At 66.5% G+C, this 26,556-nt stretch carries 27 protein-coding genes; 14 read left to right on the top strand and 13 right to left on the bottom strand.

Features of this window, described 5'->3' with window-relative positions; all coding sequences use genetic code 11:
• Window positions 1–33: 33 nt before the first annotated feature.
• The 3 genes from AC1DS0_RS16075 to AC1DS0_RS16065 form a co-directional block, all read right to left on the bottom strand.
• Window positions 34–1,467, bottom strand: coding sequence for an aldehyde dehydrogenase family protein (locus tag AC1DS0_RS16075; RefSeq protein ID WP_476815304.1), 1,434 nt, complete (start codon window positions 1,465–1,467; stop codon window positions 34–36).
• 182 nt (window positions 1,468–1,649) lie between these two features.
• Window positions 1,650–2,540: a DUF3313 domain-containing protein gene (locus AC1DS0_RS16070; RefSeq protein WP_476815303.1), complete on the bottom strand. Its 891-nt coding sequence runs from the start codon at window positions 2,538–2,540 to the stop codon at window positions 1,650–1,652.
• Window positions 2,541–2,646: 106 nt separating this feature from the next.
• Window positions 2,647–3,975, bottom strand: a complete 1,329-nt coding sequence (locus AC1DS0_RS16065) for an MFS transporter (RefSeq protein WP_476815302.1) — start codon at window positions 3,973–3,975, stop codon at window positions 2,647–2,649.
• 283 nt (window positions 3,976–4,258) lie between these two features.
• Between AC1DS0_RS16065 and AC1DS0_RS16060 the strand changes: the two genes are divergently transcribed.
• Complete coding sequence (locus AC1DS0_RS16060) at window positions 4,259–4,888, top strand: HAD hydrolase-like protein (protein WP_476815301.1); 630 nt, start codon at window positions 4,259–4,261, stop codon at window positions 4,886–4,888.
• 10 nt (window positions 4,889–4,898) lie between these two features.
• Here AC1DS0_RS16060 and AC1DS0_RS16055 read toward each other — a convergent pair whose 3' ends face one another.
• The 3 genes from AC1DS0_RS16055 to AC1DS0_RS16045 all read right to left on the bottom strand — a co-directional run bounded on the left by AC1DS0_RS16055 (window position 4,899) and on the right by AC1DS0_RS16045 (window position 8,126).
• The gene (locus tag AC1DS0_RS16055) at window positions 4,899–6,098 is read right to left on the bottom strand and encodes a DUF2865 domain-containing protein (protein WP_476815300.1); all 1,200 of its coding nucleotides are present in this window, start codon (window positions 6,096–6,098) and stop codon (window positions 4,899–4,901) included.
• 204 nt (window positions 6,099–6,302) lie between these two features.
• Window positions 6,303–6,791, bottom strand: a complete 489-nt coding sequence (locus AC1DS0_RS16050) for a MarR family winged helix-turn-helix transcriptional regulator (protein WP_476815299.1) — start codon at window positions 6,789–6,791, stop codon at window positions 6,303–6,305.
• A gap of 249 nt (window positions 6,792–7,040) precedes the next feature.
• The gene (locus AC1DS0_RS16045) at window positions 7,041–8,126 is read right to left on the bottom strand and encodes a TRAP transporter substrate-binding protein (protein ID WP_476815298.1); all 1,086 of its coding nucleotides are present in this window, start codon (window positions 8,124–8,126) and stop codon (window positions 7,041–7,043) included.
• A gap of 62 nt (window positions 8,127–8,188) precedes the next feature.
• Here AC1DS0_RS16045 and AC1DS0_RS16040 point away from each other — a divergent pair, with 62 nt between their 5' ends.
• Entirely contained in the window at window positions 8,189–9,202 is a 1,014-nt protein-coding gene (locus AC1DS0_RS16040) for a fumarylacetoacetate hydrolase family protein (protein WP_476815297.1), read from the top strand.
• A 208-nt stretch (window positions 9,203–9,410) separates the two neighbouring features.
• Entirely contained in the window at window positions 9,411–10,370 is a 960-nt protein-coding gene (locus tag AC1DS0_RS16035) for an MBL fold metallo-hydrolase (RefSeq protein WP_476815296.1), read from the top strand.
• A 5-nt stretch (window positions 10,371–10,375) separates the two neighbouring features.
• On the opposite strand, the gene AC1DS0_RS16030 is transcribed toward AC1DS0_RS16035, so the two are convergent.
• Complete coding sequence (locus AC1DS0_RS16030) at window positions 10,376–10,657, bottom strand: HigA family addiction module antitoxin (RefSeq protein WP_476815295.1); 282 nt, start codon at window positions 10,655–10,657, stop codon at window positions 10,376–10,378.
• A 12-nt stretch (window positions 10,658–10,669) separates the two neighbouring features.
• Window positions 10,670–10,951, bottom strand: a complete 282-nt coding sequence (locus AC1DS0_RS16025) for a type II toxin-antitoxin system RelE/ParE family toxin (protein ID WP_476815294.1) — start codon at window positions 10,949–10,951, stop codon at window positions 10,670–10,672.
• A gap of 47 nt (window positions 10,952–10,998) precedes the next feature.
• Between AC1DS0_RS16025 and AC1DS0_RS16020 the strand changes: the two genes are divergently transcribed.
• Genes AC1DS0_RS16020 through AC1DS0_RS16010 form a run of 3 tightly spaced genes read left to right on the top strand, consistent with a single transcriptional unit; the run spans window position 10,999 to window position 13,354 of the window.
• Window positions 10,999–12,567: an FAD-dependent oxidoreductase gene (locus AC1DS0_RS16020; protein WP_476815293.1), complete on the top strand. Its 1,569-nt coding sequence runs from the start codon at window positions 10,999–11,001 to the stop codon at window positions 12,565–12,567.
• Window positions 12,564–12,785 (top strand): DUF2783 domain-containing protein, encoded by a 222-nt coding sequence (locus AC1DS0_RS16015; RefSeq protein ID WP_476815292.1) that lies wholly within the window; start codon window positions 12,564–12,566, stop codon window positions 12,783–12,785. The genes AC1DS0_RS16020 and AC1DS0_RS16015 overlap by 4 nt, the downstream gene beginning before the upstream one ends.
• Window positions 12,786–12,820: 35 nt before the next feature.
• Entirely contained in the window at window positions 12,821–13,354 is a 534-nt protein-coding gene (locus tag AC1DS0_RS16010) for a hypothetical protein (protein ID WP_476815291.1), read from the top strand.
• Here AC1DS0_RS16010 and AC1DS0_RS16005 read toward each other — a convergent pair.
• Window positions 13,324–13,920 carry a GNAT family N-acetyltransferase gene (locus AC1DS0_RS16005; RefSeq protein ID WP_476815290.1) on the bottom strand — a complete coding sequence of 199 codons (597 nt, stop codon included), beginning with the start codon at window positions 13,918–13,920 and terminating at the stop codon, window positions 13,324–13,326. The two genes, AC1DS0_RS16010 and AC1DS0_RS16005, sit on opposite strands and share 31 nt — an antisense overlap.
• 84 nt (window positions 13,921–14,004) lie before the next feature.
• Between AC1DS0_RS16005 and AC1DS0_RS16000 the strand changes: the two genes are divergently transcribed.
• Window positions 14,005–14,514 carry a CreA family protein gene (locus AC1DS0_RS16000; RefSeq protein ID WP_476815289.1) on the top strand — a complete coding sequence of 170 codons (510 nt, stop codon included), beginning with the start codon at window positions 14,005–14,007 and terminating at the stop codon, window positions 14,512–14,514.
• Window positions 14,515–14,536: 22 nt separating this feature from the next.
• Here AC1DS0_RS16000 and AC1DS0_RS15995 read toward each other — a convergent pair whose 3' ends face one another.
• Together AC1DS0_RS15995 and AC1DS0_RS15990 are read right to left on the bottom strand one after the other, a co-directional pair.
• Entirely contained in the window at window positions 14,537–14,884 is a 348-nt protein-coding gene (locus AC1DS0_RS15995; protein ID WP_476815288.1) for a hypothetical protein, read from the bottom strand.
• A 90-nt stretch (window positions 14,885–14,974) separates the two neighbouring features.
• Window positions 14,975–15,346 carry a hypothetical protein gene (locus AC1DS0_RS15990; RefSeq protein ID WP_476815287.1) on the bottom strand — a complete coding sequence of 124 codons (372 nt, stop codon included), beginning with the start codon at window positions 15,344–15,346 and terminating at the stop codon, window positions 14,975–14,977.
• 340 nt (window positions 15,347–15,686) lie between these two features.
• On the opposite strand from AC1DS0_RS15990, the gene cysS reads away from it, so the two are divergent.
• Both cysS and cimA read left to right on the top strand, forming a co-directional pair.
• Window positions 15,687–17,156: a cysteine--tRNA ligase gene (gene cysS, locus AC1DS0_RS15985; protein WP_476815286.1), complete on the top strand. Its 1,470-nt coding sequence runs from the start codon at window positions 15,687–15,689 to the stop codon at window positions 17,154–17,156.
• A gap of 202 nt (window positions 17,157–17,358) precedes the next feature.
• The gene (gene cimA / locus AC1DS0_RS15980; RefSeq protein ID WP_476815285.1) at window positions 17,359–19,014 is read left to right on the top strand and encodes a citramalate synthase; all 1,656 of its coding nucleotides are present in this window, start codon (window positions 17,359–17,361) and stop codon (window positions 19,012–19,014) included.
• 274 nt (window positions 19,015–19,288) lie between these two features.
• On the opposite strand, the gene AC1DS0_RS15975 is transcribed toward cimA, so the two are convergent.
• Window positions 19,289–19,621 carry a hypothetical protein gene (locus tag AC1DS0_RS15975; RefSeq protein WP_476815284.1) on the bottom strand — a complete coding sequence of 111 codons (333 nt, stop codon included), beginning with the start codon at window positions 19,619–19,621 and terminating at the stop codon, window positions 19,289–19,291.
• Window positions 19,622–19,786: 165 nt separating this feature from the next.
• Here AC1DS0_RS15975 and AC1DS0_RS15970 point away from each other — a divergent pair, with 165 nt between their 5' ends.
• On the top strand, window positions 19,787–20,416 hold the full coding sequence (locus AC1DS0_RS15970) for a nucleoside triphosphate hydrolase (RefSeq protein WP_476815283.1): 630 nt from the start codon (window positions 19,787–19,789) through the stop codon (window positions 20,414–20,416).
• A gap of 243 nt (window positions 20,417–20,659) precedes the next feature.
• Complete coding sequence (locus tag AC1DS0_RS15965) at window positions 20,660–22,570, top strand: ABCB family ABC transporter ATP-binding protein/permease (protein ID WP_476815282.1); 1,911 nt, start codon at window positions 20,660–20,662, stop codon at window positions 22,568–22,570.
• Window positions 22,571–22,582: 12 nt separating this feature from the next.
• On the opposite strand, the gene AC1DS0_RS15960 is transcribed toward AC1DS0_RS15965, so the two are convergent.
• Window positions 22,583–23,956: a cytochrome P450 gene (locus AC1DS0_RS15960; RefSeq protein WP_476815281.1), complete on the bottom strand. Its 1,374-nt coding sequence runs from the start codon at window positions 23,954–23,956 to the stop codon at window positions 22,583–22,585.
• 165 nt (window positions 23,957–24,121) lie between these two features.
• On the opposite strand from AC1DS0_RS15960, the gene AC1DS0_RS15955 reads away from it, so the two are divergent.
• Genes AC1DS0_RS15955 through AC1DS0_RS15945 form a run of 3 tightly spaced genes read left to right on the top strand, consistent with a single transcriptional unit; the run spans window position 24,122 to window position 26,519 of the window.
• Window positions 24,122–24,976, top strand: coding sequence for an AraC family transcriptional regulator (locus AC1DS0_RS15955; protein WP_476815280.1), 855 nt, complete (start codon window positions 24,122–24,124; stop codon window positions 24,974–24,976).
• Complete coding sequence (locus AC1DS0_RS15950) at window positions 24,973–25,626, top strand: SAM-dependent methyltransferase (protein ID WP_476815279.1); 654 nt, start codon at window positions 24,973–24,975, stop codon at window positions 25,624–25,626. Before AC1DS0_RS15955 ends, AC1DS0_RS15950 begins: the two co-directional genes overlap by 4 nt.
• Window positions 25,623–26,519, top strand: a complete 897-nt coding sequence (locus AC1DS0_RS15945; protein WP_476815278.1) for a DMT family transporter — start codon at window positions 25,623–25,625, stop codon at window positions 26,517–26,519. The genes AC1DS0_RS15950 and AC1DS0_RS15945 overlap by 4 nt, the downstream gene beginning before the upstream one ends.
• Window positions 26,520–26,556 lie beyond the last annotated feature (37 nt).

The following is a 26,556-nucleotide window of genomic DNA, read 5'->3' as shown; positions in this document are numbered from 1 at the left end:
GGTCTGACCGGCGGCGCGTGCTCTCATACAGGCTCAGGCCGCGGCGTAGCCGACCGTGCCCTTGATTTCGAGGAACTCCTCGAGGCCGAAATCGGCGTATTCGCGGCCGTTGCCGGACTGCTTGTAGCCGCCGAAGGGCGCGCCGGCGTCCCAGGCCGGGTAGTTGATGTAGACATTGCCCGAGCGCATCTGCGCCGCGACCTTGCGCGCCCGCTCCAGCGAGCCGGACTGGATATAGGAGGCGAGGCCGTAGGGCGTGTCGTTCGCCCGCGCGATCACATCCGCTTCGCTGTCATAAGGCAGGATCGAGAGCACCGGACCGAAGATCTCTTCCCTGGCGATCGTCATCTCGTCAGTCACACCGCCGAACACCGTCGGGCGGACATAATAGCCGCGGTTGAGGTCCTCCGGCCGGCCCGGCCCGCCGGTGACGAGCGTTGCGCCTTCCTTGATGCCGCTCTCGATCAGGCGCTGGATCTTGTCGTATTGCACCTCGCTGACGACCGGGCCGAGGAAGACGCTCTCCGCCGAGGGCGCCCCGACCTTGAGCGGTTCCGCTGTCTCCCTGGCGATGGCGAGCGCGTCCTCGTGCAGCTCAGCCGGCACGAACATCCGCGTCGGCGCGTTGCAGGACTGGCCGGAGTTGCGCATCACGCTCTCGACGCCGAGCTTCACCGCCCGCTTCAGGTCGACATCGTCGAGCAGGATGTTGGCCGACTTGCCGCCGAGCTCCTGATGAACGCGCTTGACGGTGTCGGCCGCTGCCTTGGCGACGAGGATGCCGGCGCGCGTCGAGCCGGTGAAGGAGACCATGTCGACGCCGGGATGCCGGGCGATCGCCTCGCCGACCGTGGGCCCATCGCCATTGATGAGGTTGAACACGCCCTTGGGCACGCCGGCCTCGTGCATCGCCTCGGCGAAGATGATGGCGTTGAGCGGCGCGATTTCGGAGGGCTTCAGCACCATGGTGCAGCCGGCGGCGAGCGCGGGTGCGACCTTGCACATGATCTGGTTGATCGGCCAGTTCCACGGCGTGATCATGCCGACGACGCCGATCGCCTCCTTCGAGATCAGGGTCGAGCCGCGCAGCTCCTCGAACTCGAAATTCTCCAGCGTCTCGATCATCTTCGACAGATGGGCCGTGCCCATGCCCGCCTGCGCCCGGTGGGCCAGCTCCTTCGGCGCGCCCATCTCGCGCGATAGCGTATCAGCGACTTCGGCGTAGCGGGCCTTGTAGGCTTCGAGCAGGCGCCGCATCAACGCCAGGCGCTCTTCCTTCGAGGTCGCGGCGAAGGCGGGGAAGGCGGCGCGTGCTGCAGCGACCGCCCGGTCGACATCCGCCTGGCTGCCGAGCGCGATCTGCGCGAACGCCTCCTCGGTCGAGGGATCGATCACGTCGAGCGTCTTGAGCCCGCTGGCGGGGTCGACCCAGGCTCCGTCGATATAGAATTGAAGGGCGTGGGACATTGGCTTTTCCTCGCTGGCTGCGGGCAATCGCTTTGCGTGCGGGCGGACACCGACCCGTCTGGTTGCGATCGCTATGTCGAGAGGGATACAGCGTAGCAGTCCCGGACGACGAATGTCACCGCCCGGCTGGGAATAGGGGGAATGCGGGGCGCGGGGAGGCTGCGGTGGCAAATGCCTGCGGATCAGGGAGCGGTCTTCGCCTCCTGCTTGTCGGTCCATTCGGGCGGCGCACCGAACTTGCCGCCGATCACGCCCTTCAGCCCCGGCGCCCGGCCATAGGCTTCGCAGGTCGCATATTTGTGCTCGCCGCCGAACCAGGACTTGACGCTCTGGCGGGAGGGCAGGGAGAGGTCGATCCCATCCTGCTCCTCGCCCGCCACCAGGATGCGCGAGAACTCACTGCCGAATTTCGTGGCCAGGCCATAGGCATCGGCGACCTCGGATACCAGCGGCGTGTTCTGGATCGAGTTGGCGCCGCGCCCCCAGACCATCGCCGCGCGCTGGACTCCCTTGCGATCGATCGCCTCCGCTTCGACCGACAACCCGCCCAGCCCGACCGGAAGACGCGGAATGCTCACCGGCAAGGCGAAACCGCTTCCCAGGGTCACGGCAGTCGAGACTCCCGCCATCGTCTTGTCCGTCAGCACGATGTCGGTGATCACGGCCCGGACGGTGAGGTCGGCCGGCTGTGTCGGTGGCACCATCTCGTATTTGTCGCTCAGCGCGATGCAGAGCGCCCGGTCGAGTACATTGGTGACCAGCGCCCGGTCCGCCGGCATCTTCACGGCCTGGCGAGCGCTTGCGGAAAAGCTCGTCGGTACGATCCGGGCGGTCTTCGCCGCGACGAGGGCGAGGCCGTCGACATAGGCGCGGGATTTCGACAGCTTGCCCTTCTCCTCGCCGAGATTCCCATAGGTCGAGAGGGTGCCGGCCTGCTTCGGCGGGACGGAGGCGCAACCGGCGGCTGCCAGCGCCAGCGACAGGGAGAGGCATGGCGCCCTATGACCGAGGATCGCCGAGCGCCATGTAGCGCGAGGGAATGTGGCAACCGGCAAACAGCTCGTCACGGTCATCGACCTCGCCGTCAATATCTGTGCCGGCGAAGCTGGGGACGCGGCGTTGCCGCAGCATTGCGCCGCTATTGGCGGCCGATGCGATCCTGAAGGCGGAGCGTTGTAATCACTCGTGCCGATCCATCGCCGTCTCGTGCTTGGTGTCGCGCATGGTCGAATAGACCAGGAGCGAGATGAAGATCACGCCTGAGAGGTAGTAGTAGAACCACTGCTCGTGGCCCTGCTGCTTGAAGAACAGGGCGATCGCCGGGGCGGTGCCGCCGAAGATCGAGACGGTCAGCGCATAGGGCACGGCGACGCCGGTGGCGCGGATCGAGGTCGGGAACAGTTCCGCCTTCACCACCGCGTTGATCGAGGTGTAGCCGGCGACGAAGATCCAGGCGCCGGAGATCAGCAGGAAGGCGACGAAGGGCGACTTGGTCTGCGCCAGCGTCGTCAGGATCGGCACGGTCAGCAGCGTCCCGGCGACGCCGAAGAAGATCAGCAACGGCTTGCGGCCGATCCGGTCGGAGATCAGGCCGTAGATCGGCTGCAGGAGCGAGGCGAAGATCAGCGAGCCCGCGATCACATAGGTGGTGGTGATGTCGGAAAGGCCGACGGTCTGCTTCACGAAGGTCTGCATATAGGTGGTGAAGGTGTAGAAGGCGGCGGTGCCGCCGGCGGTCAGCCCGACCACGATCGCGACCTCACGCGGATATTTCAGCAGGCCGCGCAGCGAGCTTTCCTTCGCCGGGCCGGCTTTCTTGGCCTCGGCGAAGGCCTCTGTCTCATGCATATGCCGACGCATGAACATGGCGGTGACCGCCAGCATCGCGCCGATCACGAAGGGGATGCGCCAGCCCCAGTCGACCAGCTGCTCATGCGTCAGGAAGACGTTCTGCAGGAGCAGCAGCACCAGGATGGCGGTAAGCTGCCCGCCGATCAGCGTCACGTACTGGAAGCTCGAATAGAAGCCGCGATGATCGGGATGGGCGATCTCGGTCAGGTAAGTCGCGCTCGCCCCATATTCGCCGCCGAGGCTCAGGCCCTCGATGATCCGGGCCAGCGCCAGCAGCACCGGCGCGGCGAAGCCGATCGTCTCATAGGTCGGCGTCAGCGCGATGATCAGCGAGCCGAAGCACATCATCAGCACCGAGACCGTCAGCGACAGCCGCCGTCCGTAGCGATCGGCGATATGGCCGAACAGCCAGCCGCCGATCGGCCGCACGATGAAGCCGGCGGCGAACAGCGTCGCGGCGTTGAGCTGCACCACCACGGGATCATGCGAGGGGAAGAACTTCGGCGCGAAATAGAGCGCGAAGGCGGTGTAGGCGTAGAAATCGTACCACTCGACGAGGTTGCCGACCGAGCCGATGAAGATCGCCTTCAGGCGCCGCGCCGTATCGGCGACATCCATGCCATGAGGGGCAGGCGTGGCAATTGCTGGATCGGACATGGCTCGCTCCGCGTTCTGAAGGCGGCGCGAGCAGCAGCGGGCGCCGGCAACAATACGCTGGTCTACGCCTTGCGCTCTGCGCCGGTCAGCGAGGAGAGATTTGGTCTGAGTTGCTTCTGGTGCATGGCCTGCGCGGGAACTTTATGGTCACGGGCATCCGGCTGTCGGGAAAAGGGGGCGGTGGTCTGCGGCGACCACAGATCAATCGGCGTCGATGGAGGCCCGTATTGACGCGTGCATGAGCCTGCGGCAATCACCCGAGCCCATAAGATCGGTCTCCGCGATGCCTGCGTTCTCTCTTGCGATCTTCGACTATGACGGAACGCTGGCCGACAGCTTTCCGTGGTTCTGTACGGTGCTCAACCAGACCGCACGGCAGTTCGGCTTCCGCGAGGTTGCCGAGGGCGAGGCTGACGAGCTTCGCGGGCTCGATTCGCGCCAGATCATTGCCCGCCTCGGCGTTCCCTTATGGAAGATGCCGACGATTGCGATGCACATGCGCAAGCTGAGCGCCGAAGCCGGTGATGCGGTGGCGCTCTTTCCGGGGGCTGAGTCGATGCTTGCGCGCCTGGCTGCGAGCGATGTCGCGATCGCGATCGCCAGCTCGAACAGCGAAGCGGTCATTCGTCGTACGCTCGGCCGGGCCTCGGCTCATGTGAGCCATTTCGGCTGCGGCGCGTCGCTCTGGGGCAAGAGCGCCAAGTTCGAGGCCATCATCCGGCGGGCCGGAGTTCACCGGCGGCGGACGATCGCGATCGGCGATGAAATCCGTGACATCGACGCGGCACGGCGAGCCGGCATCGTCTCCGCTGCGGTGACCTTCGGCTACAACACCGGAGCGTCCTTGCGAGCGCGCGGGCCTGACCTGATCTTCGACGACTATGGGCAGCTGCTGGCGAAGCTGACGGCCTGAGCCGAGGCGATCACGGCCGTGCGGTTGCTCCGACGCCGAGATTGGGCGCGAGGTTCGGCGCGACGATCCGCACGGTGCGCCGTTCGCCGGTGACGCTCTTGCTCTCGCGCTTCAGGCCGTCGCCCTGCTGCAGCGTCTTCTCGCCGTCGATCCGCTGCGGGCCGACGCCGGCGGATTCGGTGCTGGCGGTCGGGACGTTGGCATCCGGCGTCGGCTCGTCGCCCGGGGCAGCCTGGAGCGTGGTCGGCGCTGGGGTTGGCGGTGTATTCGGCTTGGCCTCAGCCGCATTGGCAGCGCCCTTCTTGCCGCGCTGCGGCTGCTCGGGCTTGGGCCGCGACATTTCCTGCGAGCGCTGTTCGGTGACGATGATGTCGCCTTTGCGCTGCTCGAGCATCTGCTCGGCGTTCTGCAGCGTCTGGGCCCAGCTCTGGCCCTGGGCCCGGCAGGTGCAGGAGGCGTCGAAGCTGCGGGTGTATTTCAGCGCGTTCGGCAGGGACGAGTAGGGCTGTCCGCTGCTGCGCGCCACCGCGTTCTGGATGTCGCCGCCGGTGCTCATGCCATAGGCCAGCGTCTCGGTGCCGGGGCAGAGCGACTGGCACATCTCGTCCTGGCTCTCGCGGCCGCCCGGGCTGTTGGCGAGCGGGAAGAAGTAGCCGTCGCAGCTGCGCACGCAGACCGAATAAGGCCCGCCCTGACGCGCTCCGCCCTCGGTCGGCTCGCGCGGCTCGTCGGGGTCGAGCTCGGGCAAGGTGGAATCGATCTCGCCGCGGCGCGGCTCGATGCCGAAGATCGTCTCGAAGAAGCCGCGCGGCTGCGCACGGCAGTTGTTGTTGATCAGCGCAGCGAGCTGGGCGCGGCGCTGCTCGATGCCGCCGCCCTGAGCCTGCTGCTGAAGCTGCGCATATTGCGACTGCAGCGCGCCCAGCTGGGCACGGATGCCGCCGCATTGCGGTGGAGGGGCGTCGCCGAAGAAGAGGAAACCGCCGCGATCGCAGCCCATCGCCCGGTATTGGTTGGAGAGCTGCCCCAGCTGGCCGGCGACGCGTTGCGCCGCCTGGGCGGCGCGGGCATCGCCGCCGCGCTGGCCCTGCAGGCTGGAGAGCTCGGCGCGCCAGTTGTCGCAAGCCGGCGACTGCGCCGCGGCTGCGCTCGTCAGCGCGGCGAAAGCCAGCGCCGGAGCGAGCGCGCGTCGGAGCGAAGCGAAAATCATCGAAGGCAGAGTGCTATCCCTGTGACTCGTCCGGTGCCGGCAATGACCGCCTGCACCACCAGAGCACATGCCAGAAACGCGACGGAACTAAGGAGGCGCGCGTCAGCCGGGTCGAAACGGCGATTCGACGCACCGTCTATTCGCCTCAGCGCATCGCATATCGCGCCCCGGGCGGCAAATCAGGCCTCGATAACGCTTGCGCGATCAGGCTTCCTCGGTCTGGTAAGCGCCGGCGAGATGGCGGCCGCGCTCGGTCAGCACCGCCAGCACGCGCTCGAAGACGCGCAGCTCCTCCGGCGCGATCCCCTCGATCCAGCGTTCTTCGAAGGCGAGTGCCAGCGGCACGATCTGGGCGTAGATGCGCTGGCCGGCGGCAGTGAGGGCGATGAAGGCCTCGCGCCGGTCGGCCCGGTTCTCAGCTCGCGTCACCAGCCCGCGCTTGTCGAGTTCCGAGACGGCCCGCGAGACCTTGGTCTTGTGCATCTGCGAGAGCTCGCCGATGTCGCGCGAGGTCAATTGCCCGAATTCGCCGAGCTGGGCGATCACCCGCCATTCCGGGATGCCGATGCCGAAGCGCGTGCCGTAGACGCGGCCGAGCGCGCGGCTGGCGAAAAAGCCGACGACGTTGAGCCGATAGGGCAGGAACTGCTCGAGATGCAGGGCGCGGTCGGCAGGCTTTTGCTTCGTTGACATTAGTTGCACTTGTAACTAACTGGAGTGAAAGAAAGCCGCAGCGGCTGCGGCACGATCATTACCGAACGGCAGCGCCTGTCAAAGCCGCCGCCATGGGAGGAATAACGATGAGCTTGCAGGCCGCGGTTCGTCCAAGTTTCTGCCGGCGGATCGGGACTGCGCCTGTCCATGCGTGAGCCGGGTGTCTCCGGGCGAGGCCATCGGCCCCGGAAGCGCGCCGCCGGCACGCACCGGAGCGATTGCTGGCGGTCAGCGCGAACGCAGCCGGTTCATGAAGGCGTCGTAGGACAGCTCCGCGACCTGCCACCAGAGCAGGTTCTCGCCGCGGAAGGCGACCATCGACTCATAGCCCTTCTTGAAGGCTTCGCTCTTGGCCGAGGTCTCCGCGTAGTACTCCTCGGCCGCCTTGAGCGAGGCTTCCATGATCGGCTGCGGGAAGGCCTTGAGCTGCGCGCCCTGGGCGATCAGCTTGCGCAGGCCGCCCGGATTGACGAAGTCGTACTTGGCCAGCATCCAGTTGTTGGCGGCCTCGCAGGCGTTGCGCAGGATAGCCTGGTAGTGCTTGGGAAGCTTGTTCCACTGTTCCTGGTTGATGACGAGGTGGAGCATGGCGCCGCCCTCCCACCAGCCGGGGTAGTAGTAATAGGGCGCGACCTTCACGAAGCCGAGCTTCTCGTCGTCATAAGGGCCGACGAACTCGGCCGCGTCGATCGTGCCGCGCTCCAGCGCCGGGTAGACGTCGCCCGCCGCGATCTGCGTCGGCACCACGCCGAGCTTGGCCAGCACCGCCCCGCCCATCCCGCCGATCCGGAACTTCAGGCCCTTGAGGTCGTCGATCGTCTTGAGCTCCTTGCGGAAGAAGCCGCCCATCTGGCAGCCGGAATTGCCGCAGGGGATCGAGTAGGCGTTGAACTTGGCCAGCGCCCCGTTCACGATCTCCTCGCCGCCGCCGAAGAACCACCAGCTGTGCTGCTGGCGGGCGTTGAGGCCGAAGGGGATGCCGGTGCCGAGACCGAGCGCCGGCTCCTTGCCGACGTAGAAATAGGTCGGCGTATGCGCGCATTCGACCGTGCCGGAGGTGACGGCGTCGAGCGCCTGCAGGCCGGGTACGATCTCGCCGGCGGAGAAGGTCTGGATCTGGAACTTGCCGTCGGTAGCGTCCGACATGAACTTCGCGAACTGCTGGGCGGTGCCGTAGATCGTGTCGAGCTGCTTCGGGAAGCTCGAGGTCAGCCGCCATTTCACTTCGGGCATCGATTGCGCGATCGCGGGCATCGCGATCGGCGCGGCGGCCGCGGCGAGCGCACCCGTCTTCAAAAACGTACGGCGTTGCATGGACTTTCCTCCCGGGGACAGATTTGCTGCCATCATCACTGTTCGGCGAGGATTGAAAAGAGATGAAACTAGCATCCCTCATGCACGGCCGGGATGGCCGCCTCGTCATCGTCTCCGGCGACCTGACCCGCGCCACCGACGCTTTCCCGGTCGTCGCGACGCTGCAGGGGGCCCTCGACGACTGGAGCCGCTGTGCGCCGCGCCTCGCCGATCTCGCCGAGAGCCTGGAGCACGGCTCGGTGCCGTCCTTCCGTTTCCACGAGCATCACTGCGCCTCGCCTCTGCCGCGCGCCTATCAATGGGTCGACGGCTCGGCCTATGTGAACCATGTCGAGCTGGTCCGGAAGGCAAGGGGCGCTGAGATGCCCGAGAGCTTCTGGACCGATCCGCTGATGTACCAGGGCGGTTCCGATTCCTTCCTCGGTCCGCGTGAGGCGGTGAAGCTTGCCAGCGAGGATTACGGCATCGATCTCGAAGCCGAGATCGCGGTCGTCACCGGCGACGTGCCGATGGGCGTCACGCCCGAGGAGGCGAGGAGGCTGATCCGCCTCGTCATGCTCGTCAATGACGTGAGCTTGCGGAATCTGATTCCCAACGAATTGGCCAAAGGCTTTGGTTTCCTTCAGGCAAAGCCGTCCTCGGCCTTCTCGCCGGCGGCGGTGACGCCGGATGAGCTCGGCCCGGCCTGGAAGGACGGCAAGCTCAGCCTGCCGCTGCTCGCCCAGGTCAACGGCAAGCCCTTCGGCAAGCCGCAGGCCGGCGTCGACATGACCTTCGACTTCGGCGTGCTGATCGCCCATGCGGCGAAGACCCGCCCGCTCGTCGCCGGCACCATCGTCGGCTCCGGCACGGTCTCGAACCGCGACGCCGATGGCGGGCCGGGCAGGCCGGTCGCGGAAGGCGGGCTCGGCTATGCCTGCATCGCCGAGCAGCGCATGGTCGAGACGATCCGGCACGGCGCGCCGAAGACGCCGTTCCTGCGCTTCGGCGACAGTGTCCGCATCGAGATGAAGGACGCCGCCGGCCATTCGATCTTCGGCGCGATCGAGCAGGAAATCCTGCCGCATGCGGGGTGAAGCCGCGCCGTCATGTTCGCCTTGGCCGTTAGGGCGCGGGAGCCCTCCCCCCGTGGGGAGGGTTGGGAGGGGGGTATCGCACCCGCAATCCTGTCCGCGCCAGGCGTGGCCCGTGTCGAGGGTAGCATAACCCCCCTCTCTATCTCTCCCCCACAAGGGGGGAGAGCACAGGTCGCGGTTCCGAGATTCAATCAATGAGGTTCTGACGATGTCCGATGGCCCCGCTTTCGCCTCCACCGCCGATCTCGGCGAGAAGACCGTCTCCTTCGATGAGATCGGCAAGGGCGTCTACGCCTATACCGCCGAGGGCGACCCCAATAGCGGTATCGTCGTCGGCGATGACAGCGTGCTCGTCTTCGACGCGCAGGCGACGCCGACCATGGCCGAGCGCGTCATCGCGCGGGTACGCGAGGTCACCGACAAGCCGGTCAGCCATGTCGTGCTCTCGCATTACCATGCCGTGCGCGTGCTCGGCGCCCCGGCCTATAATGCCAAAGAGATCGTCTGCTCGGATGCGGCGCGGGCGATGATCGTCGAGCGCGGCGAGGAGGACAAGGCGAGCGAGATCGGCCGCTTCCCGCGGCTCTTTCAGGGCGCGGATTCGATCCGCCCGGGCCTGACCTGGCCGACCACGACCTTCTCGCACAACGCTTCGATCTGGCTCGGCAGCCGCGAGGTCCGGCTGATGAAGCTCGGCCGCGGCCACACCGCCGGCGACATTGTCGCCTGGACGCCGGACACCAATGTGATCTTTGCCGGCGACCTCGTCGAATACGGCGCGACGCCTTATTGTGGCGACGCGCATTTCACCGACTGGCCGACGACGCTCGATGCGCTCGCGGCCTTCGCACCCGCTGCGATGGTGCCGGGCCGCGGTGCGGCGCTGACCAATCGCGGCATGGTCGCCGACGGCATCAAGGGCACACGCGCCTTCCTCACTGACCTCTACGAGGCGGTGAAGAGCCATGTCGCCGCCGGCCGCTCCCTGCGCGAGACCTTCGAGCGTGTCCACGAGACATTGAAGCCATCCTATGGCGACTGGGTGATCTTCGAGCACTGCCTGCCCTTCAACGTCACCCGCGCCTATGACGAGGCCGGCGGCCTCGACCATCCGCGCATCTGGACCGATGAGCGCGACCGCCAGATGTGGCTGGACCTGCGGGGCTAGAACGATCAGGCGGCGTGGGGATGGATCGCGGAGTAGTCCTGCTCGGTCTCGGCTTTGGACAGGTCGTGGGCGGTTTGCAGGTTGAGCCAGAAGCGCGGATCGGTTCCGAAAAAGCGGCCGAGCCGGATCGCGGTATCGGCGGAGACGTCACGCCGCTGGCGCAGGATGTCGCTGATCCGATTGCCGGGCACGTCGAGCGCCTTGGCGAGCGCCCGTGCGCTCATTCCGAGTGGCTCCAGATACTCCTCGCGCAGGATTTCGCCGGGATGGGTTCTGATCCGTGCCATCGCCATCTCTCCTCAATGATAGTCGACGATCTGGACCGCCTCAGGGCCGTCGCCGGCCCAGCGGAAGCAGAGCCGCCATTGGTCGTTGATCCGGATGCTCCACTGTCCCTTGCGGTCGCCTTTCAGCGCCTCCAGCCGATTGCCCGGCGGCGAGCGCAGATCGTCGACCGTCACGGCAGCATCGAGCATATCGAGCTTGCGCAGTGCGATCCTTTCGATCGCTCGCCAGCGGACGGCGCAGGCTTCGCCGCGAAACAAGCGCTCCGTATCCCTGTCGGCAAAGCCCAGGATCATAATTCAATATATGATACGTATCGCGTAGCGGTCAAGGAGTTGGCTTGATGCAACCCTTTCGCCAGTTCGCCTATCGCCGCAGCGCCGATCAGGATGCGGCCGTGCCGGCCCGGCATCCCGTCGTCATCGTCGGCGCCGGCCCGGTCGGGCTGACGCTGGCGCTCGATCTGGCGCGCCGGCAGGTTCCTGTCGTGCTGATCGACGATGCCGACCGGATCGGCGAGGGCTCGCGCGCCATCTGCTTCGCCAAGCGCACGCTCGAGATCTTCGATCGGCTCGGGCTGGCCCAGGCGATGGTCGAGAAAGGCGTCACCTGGCAGAAAGGCAGGGTCTTCCGCGGGCAGGCCGAGCTCTATGAATTCGACCTCCTGCCCGAGGGCGGCCACAAGCAGCCGGCCTTCATCAATCTCCAGCAGTTCCATGTCGAGGCGGCGCTGGTCGACGCGGTATTGGCCGAGCCGCTGGTCGATCTACGCTGGAGCAACCGGCTCGCCGGCCTCGAAAACCGCGATGACGGCGCCAGGCTGACGATCGCGACGCCGGACGGAAATTATTCTCTCGAAGCGGATTGGCTCGTCGCCTGCGACGGCGCCCGCTCGCCGACGCGCGGCCTGCTCGGCCTGGAGTTCCGCGGCGAGGCCTTCGAGGATCGTTTCCTTATCGCCGATGTGAAGATGACCGCGCCGTTCCCGACCGAGCGCTGGTTCTGGTTCGATCCGCCCTTCCATTCCGGCCAGTCGGCGCTGCTGCACAAGCAGCCGGACGATATCTGGCGCATCGACCTCCAGCTCGGTCCCGATGCCGATCCTGAGCATGAGAAGCAGCCGGAGATCGTACGGCCACGGATCGAGCGCATGCTCGGCCATGCTGACTTCGCACTGGAATGGGTCTCGGTCTACCGCTTCCAGTGCCGTCGGCTCGATCGCTTCCTGAATGGGCGCGTGGTCTTCGCCGGCGACGCCGCCCATCAGGTCTCGCCCTTCGGCGCGCGCGGCGCCAATTCCGGCATCCAGGACGCCGACAATCTCGGCTGGAAGCTGGCGCTGGTCACGCAGGGCCAGAGCCCGGCCTCGTTGCTCGCCAGCTATGACAGCGAGCGCGTCGCAGCCGCCGACGAGAACATCCTGAACTCGACGCGTGCAACCGATTTCATCGCGCCGCGCTCGCCGGGCGAGCGCCTCTTGCGTGAAGCGGCGCTGTCGTTGGCGCCGCTGACCGGATTCGCCAAGCGCTTCGTCAATTCCGGCCGGCTTTCGGTGGCCAGCGCCTATGCTGGCTCGCCGCTCTCGGTCGATGACGATGGCTGGGAAGGCGGTCTGCTGCCGGGCGCGCCCTTTCTCGACGCGCCGCTGGCCGGTGCTCTTCATAGCTGGTTGAGCGAGGCCTTCGCGGCGGGGCGGGCGATCCTGATCGGCGAGGGCGCGGCGGAGATTGCTCCTACCGGCGTCCTCGCGATCGAACCGGCTGCGGGCGACGGCACTCTGCGTCAGCGCTATGCTTTGGAAAGCGGCGCAGCCGTGCTGCTGCGGCCGGACGGGCATGTCGCCGCTCGGTTCCGCGAGCCGAATCGGGCCGCGATCGAAGCCGCGATCGCGCGGATGGAGGGCAGGGGATGAATGCAGCGGCCACCACGTCGCCTGCGAGCAAGCTCGCGCGCGAATCGCGCTTCGCCGATCCCGACGCCGCCTTCCGCTTGCTCGCCCAGGCGCATCGCGACCTCGATGAGCGCGCAAGCGCCGCGCTCAATGCCCGTCTTGTCCTGATCCTCGCCAATCATATCGGCGACGAAGAGGTGCTGCGCGAAGCCGTGGCGCTGGCGCACGAGGCAGGCTAGGGTCGGCGCACGACGCCTCCGGAGCCCTCCGCCCGATGGAAGACCTTCCGACCTTCTACTCCACCCTGATTCCGCTCGGCTTCTTCTTCTGGGGGCCGGCGCTGGTGGTGCTGACGCTGCTGCTCTCCTGGCTCTGGGCGCGTAGCCTCAAGGTCGATCGGGCCTTGGAGAGTGATTTCGACGGCTTCACCAAGGCGGATGTCGAGAAGCTGTTCTCGCTCTATGGCCCCGAGCGCCGGGCGATCTACCGCAACAAGCTGCTGCCGGCCGATCTCGCCTTCGCGCTGGTCTATACGGTCGTCGGCGCGCTGATCGTCACCGGCCTGTCGATGCGCGGCTATCCCTGGTGGGTGGCAGCCTTGTGCGGCGGCGGCTGGCTCTTCGGCGGGCTCTGCGACATCGTCGAAAACCTCGCCATCGCGCGTCTCCTCGATCGGTTCCCGACCCTCGACGACGGCACCGTCGCCATCGCCAGCGGTTTCACCCGGCTGAAGCTCGTCCTGACCGGGCTCGGCTTCATCGGCGCGATCGCAGCCTATTACCTCGCATTCAAGCCGATCGCGGCCTGAGCGGTTTTTCGCCAGGCGGCGCGAGTCTGGCGGAAGCAGGCGGCCGGTACCGGCGGATCGCCAATGGTCGGCGCGCGCCGCATCGTGTCGGCTTCGAAGCCGAGCCGAGCCGCGAGTTGCAGCGATGCGACGTTCTGCGGATGCGTCACGACGAGGGTCTCGGGCAGGTCGAGCGTCTCGAAGGCATGGCGGAGCAGCTCGCCGACCGCCTCGCGCGCGAAACCCTGTCCCCAATGGCGCGTGGCGAAACGATAGCTGACTTGGGCTTGTTCCAGGTCGTCGCCATCGGGAATGAGCCCGACATAGCCGATCGCTTCGCGTTCGTCGGCTCGGGCGAACACTGTCCAGTAGCCGAGCCCGCGCGCGACATGCAGGAAGCTGCGCGCCGCGACGCCCTCGCGCCCCATCGCGGGATCTCCGACCGCCGCGATATGACGCATCACCTGCGGATCGGCATTGAGCGTGGCGATGAAGTCGAGATCGGCCTCTGTCCGTGGCTTCAGGAGCAGGCGCTCGGTTTCCAGCTCGGGCAGCATGGTCGTCACTCTGTTGCGTGGTTTGCCCATCGAGCGTCGCATGCACTGGTGCGGCCGGGCTCGCCATCCCATATCCTGCCCGCTGTCCCTCGGGAACGCTTTGGGAGAATCTGGATGAGCTTTCGTCGTTGTCTTCTCGCCGCCTCGGCGGTGCTTGCCGGTGTCGCTGTGCCGGCCGCAGCGCAGGAGGACCTGATCTTCAAGAAGTCGACGGTCTGGAAGATGCTGACCCCGGACGACAAGCTCGCCGTCTACGGCGTCGACGATCCCGTCGTCGAGGGGGTCGCCTGCCATTACACCGTGCCCGAGAAGGGTGGCGTTTCCGGCATGTTCGGCGTCGCCGAGGAGGTCTCCGACGTCTCGCTCGCCTGCCGGCAGATCGGGCCGATCCGCTTCAAGGAAAAGGCCTCGCAGGGCGACGTCGTCTTCCGTGAGCGCCGCTCGCTGATCTGGAAGAAGATGCAGATCGTGCGCGGCTGCGACGCCAAGCGCAACGTGCTGATCTACATGGTTTACACCGACAAGCTGATCGACGGTTCGCCGCAGAACTCCACCTCGAGCGTGCCGATCATGCCATGGGGCAGCAGCGGCGACGTGCCGAGATGCTCGGAATGGGTGAGGTGAGGCGCGTTCGGGCTGCCTGATCCTAGCGAGGCGTATAGCTGCCGGTGTAGTTGCAGTTCGCGCCGTGGAACGGCGTGCAGCTGCCGCTTTCCGTCACCGTGAGGGCGCGGCCCCTGCGGCGAATCTCGAGGCGGCAGATTTCACCATATTCCGTGGCTTCGGCGACGAGCAGGTCGCCTTGGACCCGGCCGCGGGCTGAAATGACGCCGACGCAGCTCCTGCTGCCGATCTCGGCATCGACCTTGAGCAAGCCGGCGCCTGCAGGGCGGATCGTCATGCTGCCGCCAAGCGTCCGATAGCGGCCTTCGAAAGCTTCGGCCGGCAGGAGTGTCGTCAAGGCGAAGGCGGCGACGAGCGCTGGACGGGTCATGGGCCGGTGATCCCCGATGCAACCGGGGAACATCCGCGGCGGCCCAAGGATACGGCTTGCGTCGATCCGGGAAAATCTCGCCCGTCGGGGTTAGCCCCCGCAGGTGATCGCCAGCGGCTGTTCGGTTGCGGCCACATTGGCCTGGCGCGGGGTCGAGCCGGTGAAATCTTCCGGCTTGGCGAGCCCATAGGCGGTGGCGATGCGGTGTCCCTGCGCTTCGCACCAGGCGTCGGCGACGGTCTGGCCGCATTCGGATTTGCTGGCGATGCAGTCGGCGACGCCGTAGCCGTCTCCGGCCGGGATCAGATAGGTGCGCTCGGCCTTGGGGGCGGCGACGGTTCCGGTTGCGGGCAGCAGCGCCAGCGACATTCCGGCGCCGATGATTCCGAACAGCCCGACCAGAGCGACGGCGCGGCGCATGATGATGTCCCTGAGCTTCGGCCGGTTTTGAACCTGCGGCATCTCAAATTGCTTCCAATTGGTTAAGACTGCGTGAACCCACGGCAATCTTCGTTGCGCGCAAACCGTCTTCCGCTTGTGGCGGCATTGCGGCGGCGAGAGCGGAAATCGCGGGAGGGCAGGGCGATGGCGCGCGAGCGTTGCCAAGCTGCCACTTGACGTAAGCGCACATGACAGGCATCACGGCAGGATGACGCGAGCCCTCGCCATTACCTGCATTATTTGCCGCTAGCTTTCGCTGGCCGGCTGCTCACGTCCTCGTCCCAACGAAAAGACAGACAGCGCCCCGGCCAGCGGCCAGGATAAGCCGTTTTTCTCGCTTTCTCGTCAGGACACCGCTTCGATGCAGCCGACCCTCAGGCTTTACAACACGCTGACGCGGACGAAGGAGGTCTTTACCCCCGTCGATCCCCAGAACGTGCGCATGTATGTCTGCGGCCCGACGGTCTACGACTATGCCCATATCGGCAATGCCCGGCCGGTCATCGTCTTCGACGTGCTCTACCGGTTGCTGCGGCAGCTCTATGGCGAGGGCCATGTTCGCTATGCGCGCAACCTCACCGACGTCGACGATAAGATCAACGCCCGCGCCGCGCGCGATTTTCCCGATTTGCCGCTGAACGAGGCGATCGCGAAGGTCACGCAGGCGACGACGGCGCAGTTCCACGCCGATGTCGACGCGCTCGGCAACCTGCGTCCCGATGACGAGCCGCGCGCCACCGGCCATATCGAGGAGATGAAGGCGATCATCGAGCGCCTGATCGCCCGCGGCGTCGCCTATGTCGCCGAGGAGCACGTGCTCTTCCACGTGCCGGCCGTCGCCGGCCTGAAAGACGCGCCGCGCTACGGCTCGCTCGCCCGGCGCTCGCTCGACGAGATGATCTCGGGCGCCCGCGTCGACGTCGCGCCCTACAAGCGCGACCCGATGGATTTCGTGCTCTGGAAGCCGAGCCGCGCCGGCATCGATCCGGGCTGGCCGTCGCCGGCCGGCATTGCCACGCCCGGTCGCCCCGGTTGGCACATCGAATGCTCGGCCATGTCGATGAAGACGCTGCTCGAGCCCTTCGGCGGTGGCCTCACATGCGACGATCCCGCCAGGAACGTCTTCGACATCCATGGCGGCGGCATCGATCTCGTCTTCCCGCATCATGAGAACGAGCTGGCCCAGAGCTGCTGCGCCTTCGGTGCGGCCGGCGGTGCGCCGCGCATGGCGAACTACTGGATGCACAACGGCTTCCTGCAGGTCGAAGGCGAGAAGATGTCGAAATCGCTCGGCAACTTCGTCACCATCAATGAGCTGCTGGCGACCGACACGTTCGGCGGGCGGACATGGCCCGGCGAGGTGCTGCGCCTTGCGATGCTCAAGACCCATTACCGCCAGCCGATCGACTGGACGGTGAAGGCGCTGGAGGAGGCGGAGAAGACGCTGACAGATTGGGCTGCTGCTGCCGGAGAGGCGGCGGCCGGGCAGGTCCCTGCCGGCGTGATCGAAGCGCTGGCTGATGATCTCAACACCTCGCAGGTGCTTGCCGAGCTGCACGCCCTGCGCAAGGCCGGCGATCATGCCAGCCTGAAGGCGAGCCTTGCCTTGCTCGGCATCGCCCTGCCGGAGGTGCCCGTGGCCGAGATCGATGATGCCCTGCGGGCAAAGGTCGAGGCGTTGATCGCCGCCCGTCTCGCTGCCCGCAAGGCGAAGAATTTCGCCGAATCCGATCGCCTCCGCGACGAGCTCGTCGCGATGGGCATCGTGCTCATGGACGGCAAGGACCCGGCTACCGGCGAACTGATTACCAGCTGGGAGGTGAAGCGATGAGCTTTCATCTCCCAGCGAATGCCCTTCTGTGAACCTGTTGCCGTGTCGCGGCGTTGCCTTAGCCCGTTGAAAGAAGACCAAGAACAATGACCACTCAGACCCCGAAGATCCGCAAGCGTGGTTCGCTCTCGATCGCGATGAAGCTCGTCATGCTCGCCATGGTGATGCCGAAGGTGTTGCGTTATCGGCTGCGGGTGAGGCGATGAGCGCCGGGGCTCCTGCCACGCTGGCCGAGGCTGCGCCGCGCAAAGGCGGCGAAGCGGCGCTCGCCCGCATCCACCTCTTCGATACGACGTTGCGCGACGGCGCCCAGACCACCGGCGTCGACTTCTCGCTCGACGACAAGCGCGCGGTTGCGGCCCTGCTCGACAAGCTCGGGATCGACTATGTCGAGGGCGGCTATCCCGGCGCCAACCCGCTCGATACGGCCTTCTTCGCGCAGAAGCCGACGCAGCGGGCGAAGTTCGCCGCCTTCGGCATGACCAAGCGGGCAGGGCGCTCGGCCTCGAACGACCCCGGCATCGCTGCGTTGCTCGACGCGAAGGCCGACGCCATCGTCTTCGTCGCCAAGAGCTGGGACTACCATGTCCATGTCGCGCTCGAGATCTCGCTGGAGGACAATCTCGACGGCATCCGCGACAGCATCGCCACCGCCAAGGCCGCCGGCCGCGAGGTGATGCTCGATTGCGAGCACTTCTTCGACGGCTTCAAGGCCAATCCCGACTACGCGCTCGCCTGCGCCCGCACCGCCTATGAGGCCGGCGCCCGCTGGGTCGTGCTCTGCGACACCAATGGCGGCACGCTGCCGGACGAGGTCGGGAGGATCGTCGCCGAAGTCTCGAAGGTTGTGCCCGGCGATAATCTCGGCATCCACGCCCATGACGATTGCGGCTGCGCTGTCGCCAATTCGCTGGCGGCGGTCGAGGCCGGCGTCCGCCAGATCCAGGGCACGCTGAACGGGCTTGGCGAGCGCTGCGGCAATGCCAATCTCGTCACGCTGATCGGCGCTCTCAAGCTCAAGGACCGTTACAACCGCCGCTTCTCGCTAGGCGTCGGCGAGGCCGAGCTCGGCGAGCTCACCCATGTCTCGCGCGCGCTCGATGAGATGCTGAACCGGGCGCCGAACCGCCACGCGCCCTTCGTCGGCGCTTCCGCCTTCGCCACCAAGGCCGGCATCCACGCCTCGGCCATGCTGAAGGATCCGCGCACCTACGAGCATGTCGCGCCCGATCTGGTCGGCAATGTCCGCAAAGTCCTGGTTTCCGACCAGGGCGGCAAGTCTAATCTGGTCGCCGAGCTGGAACGCATCGGCGTCACCATCGGTCGTGACGATCCGCGCCTGTCACGCGTGCTGGAGGAGCTGAAGGAGAAGGAGGCGCAGGGTTATGCCTTCGAGGGCGCCGATGCCTCGTTCTACCTGCTCGCCAAGCGCATCCTCGGCGAATTGCCTGCTTACTTCGAGATCGAGCGCTTCACCGCCAATGTCGAGCGCCGCTACAATGCGCTGGGCGAACTCGTCACGTTCTCCGAGGCGATCGTCAAGGTGAAGGTCGGCGAGGAGACGCTGATCTCGGTCGCCGAAAGCGCGCTCGGCCCGGTCAATGCGCTCGATCTCGCCTTGCGCAAGGATCTCGGCCGCTACCAGTCGCTGATCGGGGGCTTGAGGCTGGTGGACTACAAGGTCCGCGTTTTCCAGGGCGGCACCGACGCGGTCACCCGCGTCCTGATCGAATCGGCCGACGAGACCGGCGAGCGCTGGACCACGGTCGGCGTCAGCGCCAACATCATCGACGCCTCGTTCCAGGCGCTGGTCGACTCGATCACTTACAAGCTGATGCGCGAGGGCGCGACGGCGTAATCGGCCTCCTTCTCCCACCTATCTCGGGCTTGCCCGAGATAGGCACTCTAAGTGGTGCATGTCGGAAACATCCGACATGCACGGGGGAGAAGGTCCGGCCGGGGATGAGGGCGGGTACGACTGGGTGAGCCGGTTGTCGCTTGCCCTTCCTTCCCTCATCCGTCAGCGCTTCGCGCTGCCGCCTTCTCCCGCCGCATGTCGGATGTTTCCGACATGCGCATCCAAAGGTGCCAATCTCGGGCAGGCCCGAGATTGGTGGGGAGAAGGAAAAGCCTCACTCCGTCAGGCGCAGCGACTTCTCCTTGCAGAGGTCGATGCCGTCATTGTCGCTCTCGCTCTCGTCGCTGAACTTGCCGAGCAGGTAGTAGCTGCAGCCGGCCGGCTTGTTGAGTTTGATCATGATGCTTTTGCCGGGCGCCAGCGGCTTGGCGAGCTTGCCGACGAGCCGGGCCTGCTCGCCCGTGGTGGTGATCTCCAGCGACTCGAGCGGCACGGTGCGGGCATTGGTGATCTTGATCTGCGCCGGCGGGCGCGATTGCGCGAGGGCCGGCACGACAGGCAGCAGCGCGAGTGCGCAAGCGGCGGGGAGGGTGCGTCGAAGGATCATGGGCGTCTTCTCCAGGCCTCAGCCTTTAAAGGCTTTAAGCCAGTCTGACATTGCAGTTGCGACCAGAACAAGGCCTGATCGGCGCCGCTTGATGGCGCAAACATCCGGTTGCGGGCGTCGTGGCCAGCGCCGATATCACTGCGCGATGTGAAGAATCCCAGGCTCATGCAGACTACCGAAAGCATCGCCGCCCGGATCGTCGAGCAGGCGCGTGATGGGCAGCGTATCGTTATCGCTCTCGCCGGGCCTCCGGGGGCCGGTAAATCGACGTTGAGCGAGCGGCTTATCGCAGCGCTGCCGGCTGGCATGGCAGCGCTGGTGCCGATGGACGGCTTCCATTTCGACAATGCAGTGCTCGGTGCGATGGGGCTGCGCCATCGCAAGGGCGCCCCGCAAACCTTCGACTGCGCCGGGCTCAAAGCGACGCTGCGGCGCATTCGGTCGGGCGAGGGGGATGTGGCGGTGCCGCTCTTTGATCGGCAGGCCGATCTTGCTCGCGCCGGTGCGGCGATCATCTCGGCCGATGCGCGTTTCGTGCTGGTCGAGGGCAACTACCTCTTGCTCGACCGGGCGCCCTGGTCGGAGCTCGCACCACTCTTCGACCTGACGATCTTCATCGATGTGCCGATGGCCGAATTGGAGCGCCGGCTGCTGACGCGCTGGATCGATCTCGGCCGCAGCGAGACGGCAGCGCGGGCCTGGGTCGAGGGCAACGATCTGCCCAATGCGCGGCTGGTGGTCGAGAACAGCCGGCGGGCCGATATCATTTGGCAGAATGGCGCCGCCGCGCCCTGATCGGCTTCAAAATTAAGCGCGAGTCATCCCGGGCGACCGAAGGGAGACCCGGGACCCATTCCGGAATCTCTTTCGGAAAGGCTCGGGAATGGATCCCAGATCTCCGCTGCGCTGCGTCCGGGATGACAAGGTTGTTCTCGCTGTCGCCGTCATCGCACAAGCAACTTTGGCAATTTCTCCTCCCACCCCCTGCATTCCCCGGAGAATCCGCCTATATCGGCGGTTCCATTTGGAAGCATTTCAATGTCATCGCCTGCCACGCCGGTCCCGGCGCCCCTCGCGCGCGCCGCCGTGCTCCAGCCCGGCTCCGGCTTCATCGCCACGTTCCAGGCGCTTTGGCCCTATCTCTGGCCGCCGGAGCGGGCCGATCTGCGCCAGCGTGTCGTCGCCGCCTTCGTGCTGCTGGTGATCGGCCGGCTGGTGCTGATGGGCGTGCCCTTCACCTTCAAATGGGCGACGGATGCGCTCGCCAACAACCCGACCTCGCTGTCGAACTGGTTGCCCTTCCTGGTCGGGGCGCCGCTTGCGCTGACCGTGATCTACGGCTTCGCCCGTGTCGGCTCGGCCGCCTTCGTGCAGTTGCGCGACGCGATCTTCGCGCCGGTCTTCATGCATGCGGTCAGGACGCTGGCGCTGCAGACCTTCGGCCATCTCCACCATCTCTCGCTGCGCTTCCATCTCGAGCGCAAGACCGGCGGGCTCACCCGCGTGCTTGAGCGCGGCCGCAACGGCATCGAGGAGATGGTCCGCCTCGGCCTCAACCAGCTCGTGCCGGTGATCATCGAGGTCACGCTGATCATCAGCGTGCTGCTCTGGCTGTTCGACTGGCGCTATGTTGTGGTGCTGGTCGTGATGGTGGTCGGCTACATGGCCTACACCATCAAGGCCACCGAATGGCGCATCGCCATCCGCGCCCAGATGAATGAGTCCGACACTGACGCCAACGCCAAGGCGATCGACTCGCTGCTCAATTACGAGACGGTGAAGTATTTCGGCGCCGAGGCGCGCGAGACCGCCCGCTACGATGTCTCGATGGCGCGCTATGAGCGCAACTCGATCAAGGCCTACACCTCGCTCGCCTGGCTGAATTTCGGCCAGGCTGCGATCTTCGCGGCGGGCCTCACCATCTCGATGGTGATGTGCGTGCGCGGCTTCCAGGCCGGCACCAACACCGTCGGCGACTTCGTGCTGATCAACGCCATGCTGATCCAGCTCTACATCCCCCTGAATTTCATGGGCACCGTCTATCGCGAGATCAAGCAGGCGACGCTCGACATCGAGCAGATGTTCTCGCTGATCGGCCGCGATCCGGAGATCCAGGACAAGCCGGGTGCTCTCCCGCTCGACGTCCGCGCCGGCACCGTCACCTTCGAGGATGTCCATTTCGCCTATGTGCCGGAGCGGCCGATCCTGCGCGGCATCTCCTTCGAAGTACCGGCCGGCAGGACTGTCGCGATCGTTGGCCCGTCGGGCGCCGGCAAGTCGACGATCTCGCGCCTGCTTTTCCGCTTCTACGAGCCGCAAGCCGGCCGCATCCTGATCGACGGCCAGGATATCGCCGAGGTCCAGCAGGTCAGCCTGCGCTCGGCGATCGGCATGGTCCCGCAGGACACGGTGCTGTTCAACGACACCATCGAATACAATCTGCGCTATGGCCGCCCCGAAGCGACGCAGGCCGAGATCGAGGACGCAGCGCGCCTCGCCCAGATCGACCGCTTCATCAAATCGCTGCCGGAAGGCTACCAGACCTCGGTCGGTGAGCGCGGCCTGAAGCTCTCGGGCGGCGAGAAGCAGCGCGTCGCCATCGCCCGGACAATCCTGAAGGGGCCGCCGGTGCTGGTGCTGGACGAGGCGACCTCGGCGCTCGATTCCTTCACCGAGAAGGAGATCCAGGATGCCCTCGACCGGGTCAGCGAGGGCCGCACCACGCTGGTGATCGCCCACAGGCTTTCGACCGTGGTCAATGCCGACGAGATCATTGTGCTCGACAAGGGTTTGATCGTCGAGCGCGGCCATCATCGCGAGCTGCTCGCCGCCGCCGGCGTCTACGCCGCGCTCTGGAACCGCCAGCGCCAGGTTGACGAGGCCAAGGCGACGCTGCAGCGGGCGACGCAGGAGGAGGGCGAGAGCGTCAGGGTCAGCTTGACGCAGTGATCGCCTCGCTGCTCACGCCGCTTTGCGCTGCTCTGCCATCATCAGCATCGGTCGGCGTGGCCTCAGCGTGATCTTGAGTGAGGGCTCGGGCGCGGCGTCGGATATCGGCGAGAGCTTCAGCGCCGGCAGGAGAACGGCCAGGATCGCGACCGCTTCCATCGTGGCGAAGGCGCTGCCGATGCAGATGCGCGGGCCGGCGCCGAAGGGCAGATAGGCGTAGCGATGCCGCGTACGGGCGGCCTCGGGCAGGAAGCGGCGGGGATCGAACCGCTCCGGCTCGTCCCACAGCCGTTCGTGCCGATGGACAGCCTGGATCGGGACATACAGAACCGTGCCTTCGCCAAGCGAGAGCCCGCCGAGACGGAAGGGCTTCACGACCTGCCGGGTGATCACCGGCGCCGGTGGATAAAGCCGCATCGCTTCCTGGAAGACGGCCTTGGTGAAGCTCAGTTGCGTGACATGCGAGGGCGTTAGCGGCCCGCCTTGCGTCACCGCCGCGATTTCGTCCCGCACCTGCTGCTCGACCTCGCGATGCGCGCTGAGCAGATGCAGTGTCCAGGCGAGGCCTAGTGCCGTCGTCTCGTGGCCGGCGGTGATGAAGGTGAGCAGGTTGTCGACGACTTCGGAATCGCGCATGGCGCGGCCCGTCTCGGGATCGCTCGCCTCGAGCAGCATATCGAGAAGGTCACTGTGGCGGGCGCCTGCGGCACGCCGCGCGGCGACGAGATCGCCGATACTTTCGCGCAGATAGGTGATGGCGGCCCGAGCTCGGGCGCGGCCCGGATAGGGAACCCAGTTCGGCAGGCCGAAAACGCTGTAGGCGAAGACGAAACTCGTCGGTTCCAGATAATCGGAGATGGCGCGCTCGATCTTGCCGACATCGAGGCCGGCGTGCCCCGATAGCATCGTATCGACGATGATCTCGAAGGTGGTGCGCATCATCTCATGGCCGATGTCGAGCGGCTTGCTCGCCATGTGCCAGCGTGCGCAGGTCGCCTCGGCTGCGCCAATCATCGCCGGCAGGAAGCCCAGAAGCTTTTCATGCTGGAAGCCTGTGGCGACCGACTGCCGCTGCCAGCGCCAATGCGCTCCTTCCGCCGTGAGCAGGCCGTCGCCGAGTGCCGGCCCCAGCACCTTGCGGGCAATCTCGCCTTTGTCGAGCGAGGCGGCGTTCTTTACGAGCGCCTCCTGGATCAGTGGCGGGTCGCAGACGTAGAGGCTCTGCCGTCCCGCAACGCTGGACAGCACGAGACGCTCCCGGAAGATCTCCGGCGGTAGCGCCGTCAGCGGATTGCGCAGGATCGCGGCGAACAGCCTCAAGGGCGATTGGCGCGTCTCAGCGAGGCCTTCGGTTGCGAGCTCGGCATGATCTATGGCGATGTTCATGACGGTCCTTTGGCTGCACGACGCCCCGCCTTCAGCTGGTTGCTGAATTGCGGCAAGAAAAGAGGGGCGCGCGGTAGCTGTCCCAGCTGTCGGTTGTGGACGATCGATCAAGCGATCGGCTGAAGCGGATGATATGCACGGGGCTCTCAGGGGAGGAGCCGGGGCATGTCGCTTGCCGACAAGGCGCTTTGGGTGATGGAGCGCAATTCCAGCCGGGAACTGACGCTGGGCTCGATCGCGGCGGCCTGCAACGTCTCGCGCTCGCACCTCGCCAATGCCTTCGGAACGGCGAGCGGCCGGCCGGTGATGGCCTATCTGCGGGCACGGCGGCTGAGCGAGGCCGCCAAGCGCTTAGCCGCCGGAGCTCCCGACATCCTCTCGGTCGCGCTCGAATTCGGCTACGGCTCGCACGAAGCCTTCACCCGCGCCTTTCGCGATCAGTTCGGCACCACGCCGGAGGAGGTGCGCAACAGCGGCAGTACCGACAGGCTCGGCCTCGTCGCACCGCTGCGATTGACGAACGGACGCGCGCGAACGCCGGTTCCGACCGTACGGGAGCTCGGTCGGCTGCGTCTCGTCGGCCTGTCCGCCCCATGTTCCTACGAATCGGCGATCGGCATACCCGCGCAGTGGCAGGCGTTCATGTGCGACCACTATGCCGACATCGCCGACAAGGCTCCGGGCATACCGATTGGTGTCTGCCGCGCGCCCGATGAGGATGGCTGCTTCGAATATATGTGCGCCACCGAGGTGCTCTCGGCCGCTCCGCCGCGAAAGCCGCTGGCCTATCTGGAGACCGAACCTCGGACTTATGCCGTTTTCGACCACCGCGACCACGTCTCGACGATCTTCGACACCTACACGGCGATCTGGAACGAGGCGCTGCCCGCCGCCGGGCTCGATGCGGCGAACGGCCCCGTGCTCGAATTCCACAACGACGCCTTCGATCCGGGCACCGGGCTCGGTGGCCTGCAGATCTGGATTCCGCTGGAGCGCAACGGCAATGGGAGCGGGGCATGACTGCAGCGGATGCGCCCAGGCAGGGGGGAGAAGCGAGCCGCTCGGCTTCCAACAGCTCGACCCTCGCCGGCTATGAGGGCTGCGCCGACGACTATGCGGACACGACGGCGCCCAAGCCGGAGGCGGACGATCAGCCTGCGCTGGTCGAGCTGCTGAAGCTCGTCCCGCCGGGCAGTCATCTGCTCGAGATCGGCTCCGGCCCGGGTTGGGATGCCGACTGGCTCGAGGAGAGGGGGCTCGCCGTCAGGCGCACCGACGGAGCGGAGTCCTTCGTGCAGTTGCAGGCAGGGCGCGGCCGCCGAGCCGAGCTCCTCGACGTCATCCGTGATCCGCTCGGCGGCCCCTATGACGGCGTCGTGGCCCTGCACGTGCTCCAGCACGTCGAGCGCGAAATCCTGCCTTCGGTCTTCGCCAGGATCGCCGAGGCGATCCGCGATGGCGGCGTCTTCCTGCTCGCGCTTCGGGAAGGGCAGGGCGAGAGCGCCGAAATCGGCTCGAAGGGCAACGCGTATTACGTCGCCCTGTGGCCGCGTTCCGAGATCGTCGCCATTCTCGCCGCACTCGGCCTCGGCTTGCACTGGTCGCATTCGTTCGAGGGCCGCGACGGCCGCTGGCTGACCGCGCTGTTCCGGAAAGGCACGCTGGCATGAGCCGGAAAGCCTGGCTCCTGTTCCTCGCCCTCGGCGTGATCTGGGGCGTGCCCTATCTGCTGATCCGGATCGCCGTCGCCGATTATCATCCGGTCATCGTCGCCTTCGGCCGCGCCGCCATCGGCGCACTGGTGCTGCTGCCTTTCGCTTTGCGCGGCAAGGGCATCATGGCGGGTTTCCGCAAGCCGGGTTGGCTGATCCTGTTCACCCTCGCCGAGATCAGCGGGCCCTGGTTCCTGATCGGCTTCGCCGAGACGCAGGTCACGAGCTCGCTCGCCGGCCTGATCATCGCGCTGACGCCGATCATCGCGGCGATCCTCGGCGTCGTTCTCTCGCAGGAGCGGCTCGGGGCGGGGCGGCTCATCGGCCTTGGGCTCGGCCTTGCCGGGGTCGTCGCGCTGCTCGGCTTCGACGAGCGGCCGGTCCAGCTCTGGCCGGTGCTGGCCTTGGCCGCGAGCGCGCTCGGCTATGCAGCCGGCCCGATCATCGTGGCGCGCAAGCTCGCCGACGCGGACGATGGTGCCGTGGTCGTCGCCTCGCTCATAGTCGCTTCCGTGATCTATCTGCCTTTCGTTCCGGCCTATTGGCCGGCGCGTTTTCCGCTGGATGCATCGCTCGCCGTGATCGCCCTGGCCGTCTTCTGCACGGCCCTGGCCTTCCAGTTGCTGTTTGCGCTCATCGCCGAGGTCGGCGCCGCGCGAGCGACCGTGATCGCCTATCTCAATCCCGCCGTGGCAGTGTTGCTCGGAGTGCTCGTGCTCGGCGAGCCGCTCTCTTCGGCCCTGCTCGTCGGCTTCCTGCTGATCCTCGCCGGCTCCTACTTCGCTACAGCCCGGCAGCAGCGCTCTCCTGCACCTGCCGCGCAGGCCGCGGCTGCGGAGCCGTTCAGTTGAGAACTTTTCCATAAGCCTCTCGCCAGCACGCCCCGCG

The sequence above is a fragment of the Allobosea sp. P4_H5 genome (assembly GCF_056400825.1).
The sequence above is the reverse complement of the archived record's forward strand: the minus strand, read 5'-3'. Positions and strand labels throughout refer to the sequence as shown.

What these genes read in the sequence shown, in the direction of transcription:
- AC1DS0_RS16005 (WP_476815290.1), bottom strand. Translation starts at nt 13,920, where the DNA reads ATGGGCAAACCACGCAACAGAGTGACGACCATGCTGCCCGAGCTGGAA.
- AC1DS0_RS16050 (WP_476815299.1), bottom strand. Translation starts at nt 6,791, where the DNA reads ATGTCAACGAAGCAAAAGCCTGCCGACCGCGCCCTGCATCTCGAGCAG.
- cysS (WP_476815286.1), top strand. Translation starts at nt 15,687, where the DNA reads ATGCAGCCGACCCTCAGGCTTTACAACACGCTGACGCGGACGAAGGAG.
- AC1DS0_RS15965 (WP_476815282.1), top strand. Translation starts at nt 20,660, where the DNA reads ATGTCATCGCCTGCCACGCCGGTCCCGGCGCCCCTCGCGCGCGCCGCC.
- AC1DS0_RS16045 (WP_476815298.1), bottom strand. Translation starts at nt 8,126, where the DNA reads ATGCAACGCCGTACGTTTTTGAAGACGGGTGCGCTCGCCGCGGCCGCC.
- AC1DS0_RS15960 (WP_476815281.1), bottom strand. Translation starts at nt 23,956, where the DNA reads ATGAACATCGCCATAGATCATGCCGAGCTCGCAACCGAAGGCCTCGCT.
- AC1DS0_RS15945 (WP_476815278.1), top strand. Translation starts at nt 25,623, where the DNA reads ATGAGCCGGAAAGCCTGGCTCCTGTTCCTCGCCCTCGGCGTGATCTGG.
- AC1DS0_RS16055 (WP_476815300.1), bottom strand. Translation starts at nt 6,098, where the DNA reads ATGATTTTCGCTTCGCTCCGACGCGCGCTCGCTCCGGCGCTGGCTTTC.
- AC1DS0_RS15955 (WP_476815280.1), top strand. Translation starts at nt 24,122, where the DNA reads ATGTCGCTTGCCGACAAGGCGCTTTGGGTGATGGAGCGCAATTCCAGC.
- AC1DS0_RS16065 (WP_476815302.1), bottom strand. Translation starts at nt 3,975, where the DNA reads ATGTCCGATCCAGCAATTGCCACGCCTGCCCCTCATGGCATGGATGTC.
- AC1DS0_RS16000 (WP_476815289.1), top strand. Translation starts at nt 14,005, where the DNA reads ATGAGCTTTCGTCGTTGTCTTCTCGCCGCCTCGGCGGTGCTTGCCGGT.
- AC1DS0_RS16040 (WP_476815297.1), top strand. Translation starts at nt 8,189, where the DNA reads ATGAAACTAGCATCCCTCATGCACGGCCGGGATGGCCGCCTCGTCATC.
- AC1DS0_RS16060 (WP_476815301.1), top strand. Translation starts at nt 4,259, where the DNA reads ATGCCTGCGTTCTCTCTTGCGATCTTCGACTATGACGGAACGCTGGCC.
- AC1DS0_RS15990 (WP_476815287.1), bottom strand. Translation starts at nt 15,346, where the DNA reads ATGCCGCAGGTTCAAAACCGGCCGAAGCTCAGGGACATCATCATGCGC.
- AC1DS0_RS15950 (WP_476815279.1), top strand. Translation starts at nt 24,973, where the DNA reads ATGACTGCAGCGGATGCGCCCAGGCAGGGGGGAGAAGCGAGCCGCTCG.
- AC1DS0_RS15975 (WP_476815284.1), bottom strand. Translation starts at nt 19,621, where the DNA reads ATGATCCTTCGACGCACCCTCCCCGCCGCTTGCGCACTCGCGCTGCTG.
- AC1DS0_RS15995 (WP_476815288.1), bottom strand. Translation starts at nt 14,884, where the DNA reads ATGACCCGTCCAGCGCTCGTCGCCGCCTTCGCCTTGACGACACTCCTG.
- AC1DS0_RS16075 (WP_476815304.1), bottom strand. Translation starts at nt 1,467, where the DNA reads ATGTCCCACGCCCTTCAATTCTATATCGACGGAGCCTGGGTCGACCCC.
- cimA (WP_476815285.1), top strand. Translation starts at nt 17,359, where the DNA reads ATGAGCGCCGGGGCTCCTGCCACGCTGGCCGAGGCTGCGCCGCGCAAA.
- AC1DS0_RS16015 (WP_476815292.1), top strand. Translation starts at nt 12,564, where the DNA reads ATGAATGCAGCGGCCACCACGTCGCCTGCGAGCAAGCTCGCGCGCGAA.
- AC1DS0_RS16070 (WP_476815303.1), bottom strand. Translation starts at nt 2,540, where the DNA reads ATGACCGTGACGAGCTGTTTGCCGGTTGCCACATTCCCTCGCGCTACA.
- AC1DS0_RS16020 (WP_476815293.1), top strand. Translation starts at nt 10,999, where the DNA reads ATGCAACCCTTTCGCCAGTTCGCCTATCGCCGCAGCGCCGATCAGGAT.
- AC1DS0_RS16010 (WP_476815291.1), top strand. Translation starts at nt 12,821, where the DNA reads ATGGAAGACCTTCCGACCTTCTACTCCACCCTGATTCCGCTCGGCTTC.
- AC1DS0_RS16030 (WP_476815295.1), bottom strand. Translation starts at nt 10,657, where the DNA reads ATGGCACGGATCAGAACCCATCCCGGCGAAATCCTGCGCGAGGAGTAT.
- AC1DS0_RS16025 (WP_476815294.1), bottom strand. Translation starts at nt 10,951, where the DNA reads ATGATCCTGGGCTTTGCCGACAGGGATACGGAGCGCTTGTTTCGCGGC.
- AC1DS0_RS16035 (WP_476815296.1), top strand. Translation starts at nt 9,411, where the DNA reads ATGTCCGATGGCCCCGCTTTCGCCTCCACCGCCGATCTCGGCGAGAAG.
- AC1DS0_RS15970 (WP_476815283.1), top strand. Translation starts at nt 19,787, where the DNA reads ATGCAGACTACCGAAAGCATCGCCGCCCGGATCGTCGAGCAGGCGCGT.